Genomic DNA, 15240 nt, shown 5'->3' with positions numbered 1-15240 from the left:
GTACCGTTTTATGACTACTAATATTTTAAAAGTTAGGTAAACTCGTGGTCATACCAGAACTCTGTATTTATAATAATTAAACAGGGCAGTAACTAATTAACATTGGGGATTTGACTATGAGTATCGATTCTATTTTTGAAGCGTTTGATGAAGTAAAAACAGAGTACATTATTAACGTTCCAAAAGCGTGGGGACAAGGTAGAACCTTGTTTGGCGGAATAACAACGGCGTTAGCATATCAAGCCGCTGAGAATTTAATTGATGATGACAGGGCATTACGATCTTTGCATTGTAACTTTGTTGGACCGTTAAATTGGGATGAGCCAGTTGTGGTATCGGCTGAGGTACTTCGTACCGGTAGAAATGTTACTCAATTGTTAGCTAAGGTTTGTCAAAATGGCCAAGTTGGCGTGATGGCTCAAATATGTTTTGGGATGAGTCGCGATTCTAAGTTATTAAGTAAAGCCACAGATAAACATGTAATGGATGTGCCTAAAAAAGGCAACTATATTCCTAATATCCCTAAGTTAGTTCCTGCTTTTATTCAGCATTATAATTTGTCATTACACAAAGGTAGTTTTGGATTAGGTAAAAGTGAAGAGGCCGCTTTACATGGTTGGAGTCGTTATTCAAAAGCGCCAAAAACAATGCGTATGGCTTATTTTATTGCATTAATGGATGCGTGGCCTCCAACCATGTTACAAATGTTAAGGTTGCCAGCGCCTGCCAGTACCATGTCTTGGGATATTGAATTTATTAACCCTAAATTACCGTTAGACCCAGCAGCCTGGTTTGCCAGCGAAACTGAAGCTCAGCATATCCAAGATGGTTATGGTCATGAAGAAGCTAAGTTTTGGGATCAAGACGGCAATTTATTAGCTTTATCTAGACAAGTAGTCACCGTATTCGCATAAATAGGTCGGCTTACTTGCCGTTGTATTGCTCTTTGCCGTTTATGGCACTGGAGTTGGATTAACGTAAAGGCTGTAATTGCTCATCGTAGAGCTTGGCCTTTTCGACATAATGCAGTGCAGACTGAGTCAGTAACTTAGCTTGGTCTGGACTTATTTGCTTTACTACTTTGCCCGGAACTCCCATTACTAAAGAATTATCTGGAATGTTTTTATTTTCAGTGATTAAACTTCCAGCCCCAATAATACAGTTGTCACCAATAACTGCGCCATTTAATATTGTGGCACCCATACCAATTAAACTGTTATTACCAACACGACAGCCATGCAACATAACCTTATGACCAACGGTTACATTCGTACCTATGTTTATTGGAAAGTCAGCGTCTACGTGCAGTACACAGCCATCTTGAATATTGGTGTTGTCGCCTATATTTATGGCCGCATTATCGGCTCTTAAAACACATTGAAACCAAATACTGGATTGATCACCAAGGTTAACCTCACCAATAACATCAGCGCTATTAGCAATAAAGTAACTTTCAGTTTTAGACTCTGGCTTTTTCCCGTTTATTTGATAAAGCATAGGGGATGATCTCCTGTTGTTAAAGATAAACAGCCCCTAGTAAATTAGCATAATTTGATACCAATTGTATTAAACGTCTGTCTTGAATTATTAACTTAACATATACTCAATTTATATTGTTTGTTATGCGCAATCGCCATAATTTAAACAGAACTACAGATAATAAAAGTTTGGAGTATTTAATGAAGTTGTCGGATTTAAGACGTGAATATTGTCAGGGTGAATTAAGCGAACAAGATGTTGCTGCTCATCCTATGACTCAGTTTGACACTTGGTTAAAGCAGGCAATAGATGCCAATCTACCAGATCCAACCGCTATGGTTGTTGCAACGGTAGATGAAGAGGGACAACCATCTCAGCGTATTGTTTTGCTAAAAGACAGTAATGAAGATGGCTTTGTTTTTTTTACCAATTTAGGTAGCCGTAAAGCACAAGAATTAAAGCATAACAAAAAAATATCTTTGCACTTCCCTTGGCATGCACTTGAAAGACAAGTGATAGTGTATGGCGAGGTTGAGCCGTTAAGTACGAAAAAAAATATGGCTTATTTTATTTCTCGTCCAAAAGAGAGCCAGTTAGCGGCTTGGGCATCAAAGCAATCTCACCCAATTAGTTCTCGTACCATGTTGATGGAAACATTTGAACGGATGAAGCATAAGTTTAGCCAAGGTGAAATGCCAACTCCTGATTTTTGGGGCGGATTTAGAGTAAAACCAAATAAAGTTGAGTTTTGGCAAGGTGGCGAATTTAGACTGCACGACCGAATTATGTATAGCCGTAATAACCTTGATAACACAACTTGGGATAAGCAACGTTTGGCGCCATGAATTAAGAGCAGCTTCGAGTGGCGAGTTACGAGGAAACGCAGAGTAAAGCAGGGGAAGTAGTTTCGAGGGACGAGCTTCGAGTTACGAGGAAAGGCAGGGTAAAGCGGGTTAGAGCAGTTTCGAGGGACGAGGTTCGAGTTGCGAGGAAAGGCAGGGAAAAGCAGGGAAAAGCAGGGAAAAGCAGTTTCGAGGTACGAGTAACTAGCTTTAAAACCTTACAGCTTTCAGCTTACAGCTTACAGCCTTACAGCCCTATCGCCTTTCCGCCTTAAAGCCTTAGGTATCAATAAATAATGAGTCGAATAAAATGCAATTGATTGATAGCCATTGTCACCTTGATTTTTCTGAGTTTGAAAGTGATTTAAGTTCTGTGATAAATCGCGCTAAGCTCCAAGGTGTGACTTCATTTATTATACCTGGGGTAAGTAGTAAACGTTGGGGTAAACAGCTTAAACTGGCTCAAGCTTTTGATAATGTTTATTGCGCGGTTGGTATACATCCTTGGTTTCTAGATACTCAAGTATCAGATGCTAATATTTCAGACTCTAAGGTTTCAGATCAAAAGACATTAATCGACTTAACTCAACTTGAAAGTTTGTTGCAATCAAAATCTGTCATTGCCGTTGGTGAATGTGGATTAGATGCGACAATTGACAATATGCCATTACAGCAACAAGTCTTTATGGCGCAAGTAGAGTTAGCAAACCGTTTTAATAAGCCATTAATTATTCATCACAGAAAAACCCATCATTTAATTCAACAATGCTTTAAGCAATTAAAACCAGAATTCGGCGGTGTTATACATGCGTTTTCTGGCAATGTTAATGATGCTCAAAAGTATATTGATTTAGGCTTTAAGTTAGGAATTGGTGGCGGGATCACCTATGAAAGAGCCAGTAAAACACGGGCAAGTGTTTTAAATGTGGGATTATCCAATATTTTATTGGAAACCGACTCTCCAGATATGCCTTTGTTTGGCCAACAAGGTAAGCGCAATGAACCACAGAATATTCTTAAGGTTGCAGAAGCGGTTGCTGAGTTATTTTCATGCTCGGTTGAAGAGGTTGCGGAGATCACTAGCGCAAATACCAAAGAGGTATTTGGCATTTAGGCTAGATGTATAAAGGCTAGATATATAAAGATTGTCGACTCTACCCAGTACGAGCAAAGCTACTACCGGGTAAAGTTAATTGTCAGTAAAGAAAGCTTACTCTTTTACAAAGTATGAGTGTGAAGAGAATGGACGTAAGCCGATAGTGAACAAATACCCAATTAAGCCGGCAATACACGCGAGTAATATAATTTGTTGGCTAATTCTATGAATAAACAAATTGCCACTTTGTTGTAAGTTTTTCTTTAAAACGGTAATTCGAACAAAACCAAGTAACTCATTGTCTTCATTACGAACTTCTTTAACAAATGGTGTTGGCAATAAAATCTCAACATCTTTATTTAATTCAGTAATAAAACGTTCTTTGGTGGTGAAAGCATTATCGCTTTGACTTAACACAAGTCCTTTGTCGTCATAAATAACCATTTCTAAGATGTAGTCAGACTTAAGTGCCGAGTCGGTTAAGTCATCTAATGAGCTAATATCATCTTGCGAAATATAAGTACGAGCGCTGTTGGATGTTTGCAGTAATATGTTTTCAGCCAATACTATTGAATTTTCTTCAAGCATAGCTTTACCTAAGCTACTAACATTTAGCCAAAGACTAATAGTAACGATTAATAAAACAAAGGCTGTGACCAATTGTGTGAACTTTCGATTTAACGATGAAGTTTTAATATAAGTAAGTTTTTTACTCATCAGATTCTTATTTATATGAGATAGTTTTAAATATTGCGCATTTCTGGATTAAAAAGCAATGTACTTTACTATATTCTATAACCTCATTTCTATATTTGATTAAATAATAGACAAAAACCTAAAGTCGGAATGTAAAAAAATGATTGTCAATGAGTTATCTAACGTATTTTTAATATCTGATATTTCTTTTTATCAGGTTCAGCAGCAATTAAAAAACACTCCGCTTTTTAAACTTGAGTGGCAAGCAGATGGTTCGTTAACAGAATTAATTGATCCTACTTTTAATGATTGCACACAAGTAACGTTCATAACTGACGCCTCCGACTCGGAAAATCCAGATCTTAAAACAACTGATCTTAAAACAACCGATCCTAAAGCAACTGATACTAAGACTAATAATGTTAGCAATAAATCCAAGGTGGTTTTATTTAATGGCGTCACCTGGAAGGTGTTGTTTGATTTTATGCAGTTTTGCCGTGCCAATGCGGTTAGCTTAGGTTTATGTCAATTAGTTAAACCAACTGATCCTTTAGATGGGGCAATAAGCTTTAACGTAAATGCCCCGATTAATAGCCAAACTAAGTTGCTATTAAATGAGTGGGCTGAAAACCAGAATGTTGAATTATGTTGTTTAGATAATGCTCCAACTATTAATCAGCCTGGTCTGTTAGTAATGGATATGGACTCAACCGCCATTGAGATTGAGTGTATTGATGAAATTGCCAAGTTGGCAGGTGTTGGCGAGCAAGTGTCAGAAGTAACTGCCGCTGCTATGCGCGGTGAATTAGACTTTGCCGAAAGCTTACATGCAAGAGTTGCCACGTTAACCGATGCGCCAGTTTCAATTATTGACCAAGTGGCTGATAACTTACCTTTAATGCCAGGCTTAGAAAACTTAGTAACACACCTACAGTCATTCGGCTGGAAGTTGGTTATCGCATCTGGTGGCTTTACTTATATGACGGATGTATTAAAACGTCAGTTAAATTTAGATGCAACGGTTGCTAATCAGTTAGAAATGAAAGACGGTAAGTTAACCGGAAAAGTACTTGGACGAATTGTCGATGCGAACGTGAAAGCTGAAACGGTTGTGTCGTTAGCGAAACAATACAATATCGAACTATCTCAAACCATTGCTATGGGCGATGGCGCTAATGATTTAGTGATGATGGCAGCCGCTCAATTAGGCGTTGCCTTTCATGCTAAACCATTAGTTCGTAAACAAGCAGATGTTAGCGTGAAAAAAGGCGGGTTAGATCAGTTACTGTATTTATTGTAGCTTTTTTGTGTTGCTAATTTAATTACGCTATTTACCATAAAAATCACATGAATTTACGCGCAACTTTGTTAGAATGCGCGACCATATTTAATATTACTTTGTTAAACCTTTGTTAAAAGATCAGGAATATAAATGTTACGTATATACAATACATTGAGCCGCCAAAAAGAAGAATTTAAGCCGTTAGTTGCAGGTAAGGTTGGCATGTATGTGTGTGGCATAACTGTTTATGACTTGTTACACATGGGACATGGGCGTACTTATGTGTCTTTTGACATTATGCACAGATATTTTAAATATCTAGGTTATGACGTTACTTATGTGCGTAATATTACAGATGTAGATGACAAAATTATTAAACGTGCTCAACAAAATAATGAGACTTTTGAGCAGTTAACCGAACGTACAATCAAGATGATGCATGAAGATTTTGCTGCATTAAAAATCTTACCCGTAGATATTGAACCAAAAGTATCGACTCATATGCCAGAGATCGTCGATATTATTCAACGCTTAATCGACAAAGAACATGCGTATGTTGCATCTAACGGCGACGTAATGTTTGAAGTCTCTTCGTATGCTGATTATGGTAAGTTAGGTAAACAAGATTTATCACAACTTATTTCAGGTGCCAGAGTCGATGTTGACAGTGCAAAACGCAGTCCTATGGATTTTGTTTTATGGAAACTAGCTAAACCAGAAGAACCTAATTGGGACTCACCTTGGGGTAAGGGGCGTCCAGGTTGGCACATTGAATGTTCAGCGATGAACCATAAACACTTAGGCAGTCATTTTGATATTCACGGTGGTGGTTCAGATTTAACTTTCCCACATCATGAAAATGAAATTGCCCAGTCATGCTGTGCATTTGATACACCATACGTTAATTACTGGTTACACACAGGTATGGTTCAAGTTGATAATGAAAAAATGTCTAAATCATTAGATAATTTTTTCACTGTAAGAGAAGTATTAAAGCAATACGATGCTGAATCAGTTCGTTACTTTTTAATCAATGGTCATTACCGTAGCCAGCTAAATTATTCAGATGATAATTTAAAACAAGCTAAAGCTAGTTTAGAACGTTTATACACGGCACTACGCGATGTTGATGTTAACTTAGATGTTGAATTAGCTAGCTTTGCACAAGTAAAACGCTTTAACGCTGCAATGGACGATGACTTTAATACGCCAGAAGCTTTGTCGGTCATGTTTGAATTAGCCAAAGAGTTAAATAAAGAAAAGTTAATTGATGCAAGTAAGGCATCAGACCTAGCTGGCGTATTAGTTAAGCTTGGAGCTGTGTTAGGTATATTACAAACACCAGCAGAGCAGTTTTTCCAAAGCGGTCAAGTCGATGAAGTAGAAGAGATAGAAGGGTTAATTGCAAAGCGTAATCAAGCTCGTACAGATAAAAACTGGGGCGCAGCAGATGAAGCTCGTGATGCGTTAACGGCTATGGGAATTACCTTGGAAGATAGTGAAGGTAAAACCACTTGGCGTAAGATTTAGAGCAGGGCGTTAAATCTAACGTTTTACTCTCGGCTATTTAGTTATAAAGCCAATAAAAAAAAGAGCATCAGTTGATGCTCTTTTTTTATGTATGAAGCTTGTTGTTAAAAGCTAATGATTAAATGCTGGCGCGTAACCAGAGCTCCAAAATATAGCGAATGACGTCATAATACACACGAGTAAAATTAGACCACAGGTGACAACAGAGCTCGAATAAATAAAACCGCGTTCCTCTGGAATATGCATTAAAATAGGCACTCCAGCGTAAAGTAGGTAAACAGAATAAGCCAAAGCCCCAAACCCAACTAACATAACAAACCATATTTCTGGATAGAAGGCCGCTAGACCAGCAGTAAATAATGGCGTCGCTGTATAAGCCGCAAGTTCTAACGTTTGTGTATAAGTTGGTTCAGAACCAAAAGTATGCGCCATCCAATGTGCTAAATAACCTAAGATAAATACACCGGCAATAAGTGCGAAGTACATCCCAACTGATAGAATCAAGGCGTTATCTACCGATAAAAATAAACGCTCACCAACGCCAACGCTCCAGCCTATAGCTGTTAATGAAAAGTAAGCACTAATGGCTGGAATAAGCGCTATGATCATTATGTGTGACAACGAATATTTAAAACTTTCGTGCCTGTTATCAATAGAATGCCACTCTTCTACTGGATGTGCGTATAAGCCCCATAGGTGGTTTAGTATCATAATTATTTCCTTCAACTGCTAAATGTACCAATGAATGCATTGTTTATAAACTCAACGATATGGTTATGTTATGACCAATAAATTGGCATACGTCAAGTATTTAGCTGTTTTAATATGTATGGGAAGGTAGGTTTAGATGACGTATTTGTAACTATGATGTAAGAAGTGAAAACGCTAATGCCTTGGTATATGCGATGTGTAGGTGTTTAATATATTAACATTTTTGTTTTTAACAATATTTTTGCGTAATCTAAATTAATTCAATTTATATTTTTGCACCATGTTTTAGAACTTTTCATTCACTCCCGCATCCTTACTCTTTGCACATTTCATGCATTGTATTTGCACATTTGGTTGTTAGTTTTGCTTACTGCAAATTTAAGTACTAATTAAATACTTTGAACTAATTCGAATCAGAGTGAACTAAAGAGTACTAATCTTATGTTAATAACAGGAAAAATTAATGAACTTAAGTCGTGGTGTTTTTAGTAAAATTAAACGCAGATTACCTCTCATTCTAGTAACGAGTTTATCGCTTACATTATTTGGTTGCGATAGTGACTCATCTTCAGGTACTGGCTATATACAATTATATAATTTGTCATCCACAGCACCTGATATTTATCTAACCGTTGATCAATATGATGACGATGATTATGACGATACAACATATTCGGGTATCTCTTTTACAGGAATAACCAGTCGCCTTGAGTATGAGTCTGACACTTATGATATAGAACTCGCATGGCAAGATGAATACAACAGTAGTGATTTAGAGAATATCTATGAAGAACAGCTCGTTGTTAGTGAAGATATTGTTAAGTTTGTTGTTCTTACCGGTGATGTTAGAACACCAGAAGTAATTGATTACGAATTTTCTATTAGAGATGAAGATGAGATAGAAGACGATAGCGATGATGAAGTATTTAATGTCCGTCTATTAAATATGGCTGAAGATGTTGGTAGTGTTCAACTTTATTATTCAGAGTCAGATGAAAGCTTTAATGAAGCGGTTTTAGTAAACCAGGCCGCTTATGCTGAAATGTCTCAAAATCAAAAGCTTGCACAAGATGACTTGATTTTTTATATCACTTTAGCTGATAGCGATGACGTCTTGTTTGAGTCTCAAGATATATCATTTTCATATGCAGCTGAATATATAATGGTAGTGAGAGAGAATACCGGTTCAGGAACATCACCATTTATACTTGATATCTTATCTACCTCTTCTTCAACTGAATACTCAGATACCAACGCTGAAGCTGAGTATCGTGTATACAATGGCATTGTTGAAAATGTTTTATTACCAGACTATCTAGGAGTGTTCGATTTTTATCTAGACGGTATTGATGCAACTGCTGAAGTATCTTCACTTGCATTCGGTGAGTTCAGTGAGTCAATTGTTTCTACTTCAGGGGATTTTAGCATGAGCTTAGTTGCACCAGTTGCTGATACCACGATTGTTAAGAATCATTTGTTATCGTTAACTGAAAATACTGATACCACTGTGTTTTTCTATCTTTTAGAAGAAGCTGTAGATGAAGATGGCGACAATGATGTAGATGAAAATGGTGATGGCATTGTTGATGAATATGAAATATCTGTAAATTCACTTGTGGTAAATAACAGCCAAAGTGAAAGCATCTATAGTCATCAAGTTAATATAATTAACCTAATTGATGAAGATGAAATTAGCGATGATTTCTCAAATATTAAAGTTTACTTTGTATTAAGTGATGAAACTATATCCACAGCTGGACAGTCTGTAGGTGCTGTATTTGCAACCCCAGCGTCAGTTCAATTGTTGAATAATACTTATGAAGTCTATGTAATTGGGCAATTGGAAAGTAGTGATGTTATTTTGTCGTCAACTGAACTTGTCCTAGGTGAAAGTAGCCAAGACCAGTTCTTGATATTACAAAAAGACGATAGCTCTGCCACGGGTTATAAAATGGTATTTGCTAATCAAGCAGGTTAGTAAAAACAAAAGTTAAAAAAAGGCCTCTAAATGAGGCCTTTTTGCTATTTGTTTTAAGGGAACAATATACTGAGACATTAATGCAAGAAGCTATGATAAAATCAATTTAATACTTATGACTGACTCTGCGAACAATTTCAATTTATGCCTACCGAAAAACTATTAGAACCTATTTCAAATTTCTTAAAGTGTGAAACACCTGACTTGTGGATTTCAGAAGCAATCAAAAAAGACAATTTACCAGTGTTATTAATTGATCATTTAGTATGCGAATTAAAAGCAGCACAATCAGCAATGTTCTTAATTCGTAAATATGCGGTAGACAAAGAAAGTGGAGATGCCTTGCTAGAATGGCTAAAGCCTTTTGAGCAATTCATTTATATAAAAGAAGGCAATTGGCAAGACTTAACGGCTAAAAATAAACTATCAAAATCGATTATTCCAAAATCTAACTCACCTTATGGGCAAGAATTAATCGATAAAATGGTTCTATTGATCAAAGAAGAACTACATCATTTTTACCAAGTACTGGAAATGATGGATAAGTATGACATTGCGTATAAACATATAACACCAGGGCGATACGCAAAGGGTATGTTAAAACATGTTACTACTCATGAACCTGAAACCTTAATTGATAAACTTATTTGTGGGGCATACATAGAAGCTCGTTCTTGTGAACGATTTGCTAAATTAGCAAAGCTGGTAGATAAGAATTTAGGTGATTTTTATTTGTCATTATTACGTTCAGAGGCTAGACACTATCAAGATTATTTAACGTTAGCTGAAGATATAGCGGGTAGAGATATACAAGAACGCATAGATTACTTTGGCAATGTAGAGGCTGAACTCATTTTAGCGTTAGATGATGACTTTAAGTTTCATAGTGGAACACCAAAATAAATTAGATAGCTTTGTAAAGTAGAGTGCTTGGTCGAGCTAGTAAACCAGGTACTTCATACCTTTGAGTTAAAGTTGCGACTAAATTACATTCTTAACATTGAAGTCATGAAACAGTTTTATTTCATTAAGTGCAGATTGCACTTGTTCATCAATGTTTTTAGTTAACTCGCCTTTAAACTCTACTTCAAGTAAATAATCAAAATAGTCGTGATAGCAGTCAGAAACTTTAAAGGCTCTACTTTGTTGAATATCGTCGTGCAGTAATTCAAAAAATCCACGTAAGTTTAAATTTTCATCCCATACTTCTTTATTGAATGAAATCGCAAAACGAAAGTGTAATTGTTCATGTGAGCGACCAATACTTATGGTATTACAATAAATGTAATTGGATATTGAAATAGGAAAATAGATAAATGTATTTGGAGGGATATCATCAGCTGATAACCCCTTAACATCATCATAGGTAAGTTCTGATTTATCACACTCAAATATGTTTGAACAAAACCAGTAATATTCATCTGGTTGTATTGTTAACCCAGTCAATAAACGCTTGTTAAATAATGCAGAAGTAGCTGTTGGTTCATGAATGTTCATACTCACTCCTTGAATAGTAAAGTACCGTTATAAGGAAATTGTAGAAAGGTATTTATTATTTGCAAATTTATTGTGGATTTTTTTACACATGCAATAGCGTGGACCCATACAGCTTTAAGGGGTAACTATAAGTAAATTCGAATGAAAGTGTTTTTATATACAAAGTATGTAACCGCTTACATAATCGGTTTAGATGATAATTTAGTCAGTTAAATAGTAAATTTATCTTTCAGTAAAATAATGGGTGCCATCTTAGTAGGAATTAGACTACAATTCTTGATTCGTTTTTTTATCTATTGAGATAATGAAAAATTCAGGGACTTATATCACCATGTTTAATTGCCGCAAGAATACTAATTTAACTGTATTATTTTTGACTCTACTCTCTTTAATTAGCTTCTTTAGTGTAGCGCAAGTCGCATCTACACCAACTGCTGCTCAGCTTAAACAATTTCAAAGTTTACCAAAGGCCCAACAGGCTGCACTCGCAAAGCAGTTTGGTATAGATGTGGATGCTATCCAGGGCGGTTTTGGTGGTACTAATACTCAAGAATTTGAGACTGTAAGACCTGAAGAACAATACTTACCCAATTCAAATAATTTTAATGATGCTGACAACTCAAACACCTTTAATGAATTTTCTGGTTCTGACTATTGGTCGGATCCAAATGTATTAAAACCATTCGGTTATGAAATGTTTGAGCGTCTGCAAGATGCTTTCTTACCTGAAGGCAGTATTCCAATCCCTAGTGACTATATAGTTGGCCCTGGCGATTCATTCACAGTATCTTTTTTCGGCAAAGAATCTTCTGAACATATAGTTACTATAAATAATGATGGTGAGATAATTATTCCAGGCCTAGACCCATTAAATGTCGGTGGTTTGCAATATTCAGAGTTAAAGCTTTTTATAGCCAATACTGTACAAACTAAAATGATTGGTATTAAGTCTGCAGTAACGTTAGCAAATTTAAGAGGAATTCAAGTATATGTTGTTGGTGATGTAAAAAAACCAGGTGCATATTATTTATCTAGTCTATCAACTATAACCAATGCTTTATTTATTAGTGGAGGCCCTAACGAAGTAGGCTCGCTAAGAAATATTCAACTGCGTCGAGCTGGAAAAAATATTGCTACATTAGACTTGTATAAGATGTTTTCTAATGGTGATATCAGTCAAGATTCAAGGCTTCAGCAGGGGGATGTTGTTTTTGTAAATGCAATTGACCAACAAGTCTCAATTAATGGTGAGATTCGTCGACCTGCAATATATGAGGTATTTCCTAATGAAACACTTGCAGAACTTGTTGAAATGGCCGGTGGGTTGAATGTAAATGCATATCCTAAATATGCGGTACTTGCTCGCTTTGGTGAAAATTACCAACGAGATATACAAAGAATAAATTTAAACGATAAAAAAATAACAAATCAAAAACTAAAAAATGGTGATGTTTTAACCGTATTGCCTGTGTCTGAGCGTTTAGGGCAAGTAGTAAATATAGCCGGTGCAGTTTCTCGCCCGAGTACTTATGGCTGGTCAGAAGGTATTACGTTATCTGATTTGGTTGTGAATAAAAATGATCTAATGGAAATAACAGATCTAAATTACGGGCTTATTTTATCCCAAGCAAAAACTGGCAATTATAAGGTCACTCAGTTTAAACCAAAAGATGTTTTAAAAGGTAAAGCTCAAGTACTTAACCCAGGAGACCTAGTCGTATTCTTAAGCAGATACGATGATAAAACTTTTTTAAATGGTTCAACTAATGATGATCAAAACCAAGGAACTGAAAATAGTCAAAGATTCTCATCCAATAACGACTCTGACCTTAGTGATAAAGAGAAAAAAGAATTAGAAGAATTAAGAGAATACAAAAAAATCAAAGATGAAGATAATCTTAAAGCTTTGGATGAATTAAAATCCTTAGAGGGGCTCAAAGAGTTTAACTACATTTATAAAATTCAAAATGGTACCTTATTTGAAAAACAAAGCGCTCTACTGGCTACTAAACTCTTAAGTAGAGACGCGTTAATAAAACCAATAGTTAAATTATTATCTAATAGTTCTAATTCAGGCCAAATGGTGCCAATTATATCCCTAACCGGACAAGTACGCTTCCCTGGTATATATCCAATCTCTGATAATACAACACTGGTCGATATAGTCTTAGCTGGTGGCGGTTTAAAAGAGTCTGCCAATATGGTGAAAGGTGAGATCTCTCGAGTTATTGCTGATGACAGAAAAGTACTGAGTGTAAGACATATTAATTTTGATCTGATGGCTGCATTGTCTGGTGTAGAAGGTAAAGATTTAATAGTTAAACCAAAAGACGTGATAAATGTATTCCGACAAGCAAACTGGAACGAAAACCGTAAAGTTAAAATTTCCGGTGAAGTAAAATACCCTGGTGAATATACAGTAAATCAAGGTGAAAAATTATCAGAAGTGCTAATCCGAGCTGGTGGAATAACTGGTTTAGCAGATGTTAAATCAGCCTTTTTTACTCGTGAGTCACTGCGAGAATTAGAAAAGAAACAAGCGCGTGATACCGCACGTTCTTTAAGTAAAGAGTTAGCACTTAAGTCAATATCTTCAAGTTCAGTCAGCTCCGTTAATATTGGTGAAGTACAAGCCTTAGTGAGCCAACTGACGATAATTGAAGGCGTTGGTCGACTAATTATAGATTTACCTAAAATCATTAACGACAAGTCATTTGACGTAGTGGTAGAAGATGGTGATGAGTTAATAATACCGTCAGTTAGAAACGAAGTTAATGTCATGGGCGAAGTTCAAGTTGCAACATCTCACCTATATACTGAAAAATGGGATATGTACGACTATATAAAATCTAGTGGCGGCCTCGGAGCTCAGTCGGACGAAGACAGAATATACATTGTTCGCTCAAATGGGTTAGTTGATGCACCTGATACAGGTTGGTTTAGTTCAAGAAGTGAATTAAAAATTGGTCCTGGAGATACAATCGTAGTTCCTCTGGATGCCGGTTATGTAGACCAATTAACCTTATGGGAAAAAGCAACATCAATTTTCTATCAGTTAACAGTTAGTTTAGCTGCACTTAATAGTTTTTAAGTAAATTACACTTAATAGTAGATAGGTAAATAGTATTTATGGAAAACCAAAACCAAAGTGATAAGCAAGAATTAGCTGAGCTAAAATCTAAGTTGGTTAAGTGTGAAAGTATAGTTAAAGATCAAGGTGATGAAATAGACTTGCTCGAATTATGGCGTGCTATTTGGCAAGGAAAGTTATTAATTGCTTTAGTAACGTTTGTTTTTTCTGTTTCTTCAGTGTTTTATGCCCTACGTTTGCCTAATATGTATGTATCCGAAGCTTTATTGGCACCTGCAGAAGAACAAGGTGCAGGATTAGATGCAATGGCTTCGCAGTTGGGCGGCTTAGCTAGTTTAGCCGGCATTAATTTAGGTGGTGGGGAAACTGATAAAACAGCTTTAGCTTTAGAAATTATAAAATCTAGAGCTTTTGTATTTAAATTTATTGAAAAGTACGATATTACACCGGATTTAATGGCTGTAAAGAATTGGGACCTTGCATCAAATAAACTAATATATAATGAAAAGGTTTATGATTCGGTTACTAATAAATGGTTGCGTAAAGTAAAAGCACCATTAAAAGCGAAACCATCACTACAAGAAGCTTATAAGCAGTTCCAACAAGTAATTACGGTAGAGCAAGATAAAATAAATTCAATGGTAACAATATCTGTTGAGCATTATTCACCTTATGTAGCGCAACAATGGGTTAATAGGTTAATTTATGCTATTAATGAGGAAATGAAAGGTCGAGATTTGTTAGAAGCAAATAATTCAATAACTTATTTAAATGAACAGTTGGAAACAACAAGAATATCGGGTCTTCAAGAGATCCTTTACCAGTTAATTGAAGAACAAACTAAAACTATCATGTTTGCTAATGTAAGAGAAGAATATGTATTAAAAACAATAGATCCAGCATTAGTTCCTGAATTGAAGTCAGGGCCTAAACGTTCATTAATATGTGTTTTAGGCTTTATGTTGGGTGGTCTACTCTCGGTGTTAATTGTTTTAATACGCCACTTTAAAAATAAAGGTTGATTTAAATTATCAATTT

The 15240-nt window shown here is 35.9% G+C and carries 13 protein-coding genes; 9 read left to right on the top strand and 4 right to left on the bottom strand.

Translation table 11 applies throughout. The annotated features are described in order from the left end of the window. Window positions 1–116 precede the first annotated feature (116 nt). A complete protein-coding gene (locus BTO11_RS14650) occupies window positions 117–914 on the top strand; it encodes a thioesterase family protein (protein WP_105053297.1) in 798 nt (265 codons plus the stop codon). Window positions 915–972: 58 nt separating this feature from the next. Here the strand turns inward: BTO11_RS14650 and BTO11_RS14645 are convergent, their stop codons facing one another. Continuing rightward, on the bottom strand, window positions 973–1497 hold the full coding sequence (locus BTO11_RS14645; protein ID WP_105053296.1) for a gamma carbonic anhydrase family protein: 525 nt from the start codon (window positions 1495–1497) through the stop codon (window positions 973–975). 182 nt (window positions 1498–1679) lie between these two features. On the opposite strand from BTO11_RS14645, the gene pdxH reads away from it, so the two are divergent. Next, window positions 1680–2324, top strand: coding sequence for a pyridoxamine 5'-phosphate oxidase (gene pdxH / locus BTO11_RS14640; RefSeq protein WP_105053295.1), 645 nt, complete (start codon window positions 1680–1682; stop codon window positions 2322–2324). 307 nt (window positions 2325–2631) lie between these two features. Next, entirely contained in the window at window positions 2632–3435 is an 804-nt protein-coding gene (locus BTO11_RS14630; RefSeq protein WP_105053293.1) for a TatD family hydrolase, read from the top strand. Between the two features lie 96 nt (window positions 3436–3531). Here the strand turns inward: BTO11_RS14630 and BTO11_RS14625 are convergent, their stop codons facing one another. Beyond that, on the bottom strand, window positions 3532–4134 hold the full coding sequence (locus BTO11_RS14625) for an AhpA/YtjB family protein (protein WP_105053292.1): 603 nt from the start codon (window positions 4132–4134) through the stop codon (window positions 3532–3534). Window positions 4135–4273: 139 nt separating this feature from the next. Between BTO11_RS14625 and serB the strand changes: the two genes are divergently transcribed. Together serB and cysS are read left to right on the top strand one after the other, a co-directional pair. Next, entirely contained in the window at window positions 4274–5413 is a 1140-nt protein-coding gene (gene serB, locus BTO11_RS14620) for a phosphoserine phosphatase SerB (RefSeq protein ID WP_229793281.1), read from the top strand. Between the two features lie 132 nt (window positions 5414–5545). Then, window positions 5546–6925, top strand: a complete 1380-nt coding sequence (gene cysS / locus BTO11_RS14615) for a cysteine--tRNA ligase (protein WP_105053291.1) — start codon at window positions 5546–5548, stop codon at window positions 6923–6925. 111 nt (window positions 6926–7036) lie between these two features. Here cysS and BTO11_RS14610 read toward each other — a convergent pair whose 3' ends face one another. Further along, entirely contained in the window at window positions 7037–7636 is a 600-nt protein-coding gene (locus BTO11_RS14610) for a Yip1 family protein (protein ID WP_105053290.1), read from the bottom strand. Window positions 7637–8099: 463 nt separating this feature from the next. Between BTO11_RS14610 and BTO11_RS14605 the strand changes: the two genes are divergently transcribed. After that, the gene (locus BTO11_RS14605) at window positions 8100–9614 is read left to right on the top strand and encodes a hypothetical protein (protein WP_105053289.1); all 1515 of its coding nucleotides are present in this window, start codon (window positions 8100–8102) and stop codon (window positions 9612–9614) included. 144 nt (window positions 9615–9758) lie between these two features. Further along, a complete protein-coding gene (miaE, locus tag BTO11_RS14600; RefSeq protein ID WP_105053288.1) occupies window positions 9759–10517 on the top strand; it encodes a tRNA isopentenyl-2-thiomethyl-A-37 hydroxylase MiaE in 759 nt (252 codons plus the stop codon). Between the two features lie 78 nt (window positions 10518–10595). On the opposite strand, the gene BTO11_RS14595 is transcribed toward miaE, so the two are convergent. Beyond that, window positions 10596–11111 carry a hypothetical protein gene (locus BTO11_RS14595; RefSeq protein ID WP_105053287.1) on the bottom strand — a complete coding sequence of 172 codons (516 nt, stop codon included), beginning with the start codon at window positions 11109–11111 and terminating at the stop codon, window positions 10596–10598. Window positions 11112–11484: 373 nt separating this feature from the next. Here BTO11_RS14595 and BTO11_RS14590 point away from each other — a divergent pair, with 373 nt between their 5' ends. Continuing rightward, window positions 11485–14202: an SLBB domain-containing protein gene (locus BTO11_RS14590; RefSeq protein ID WP_181135925.1), complete on the top strand. Its 2718-nt coding sequence runs from the start codon at window positions 11485–11487 to the stop codon at window positions 14200–14202. A gap of 38 nt (window positions 14203–14240) precedes the next feature. Continuing rightward, the gene (locus BTO11_RS14585; RefSeq protein ID WP_105053285.1) at window positions 14241–15224 is read left to right on the top strand and encodes a Wzz/FepE/Etk N-terminal domain-containing protein; all 984 of its coding nucleotides are present in this window, start codon (window positions 14241–14243) and stop codon (window positions 15222–15224) included. Window positions 15225–15240 lie beyond the last annotated feature (16 nt).

The organism is Psychrosphaera saromensis, from assembly GCF_002954545.1.
Lineage (GTDB): Bacteria > Pseudomonadota > Gammaproteobacteria > Enterobacterales > Alteromonadaceae > Psychrosphaera > Psychrosphaera saromensis.
The sequence above is the reverse complement of the archived record's forward strand: the minus strand, read 5'-3'. Positions and strand labels throughout refer to the sequence as shown.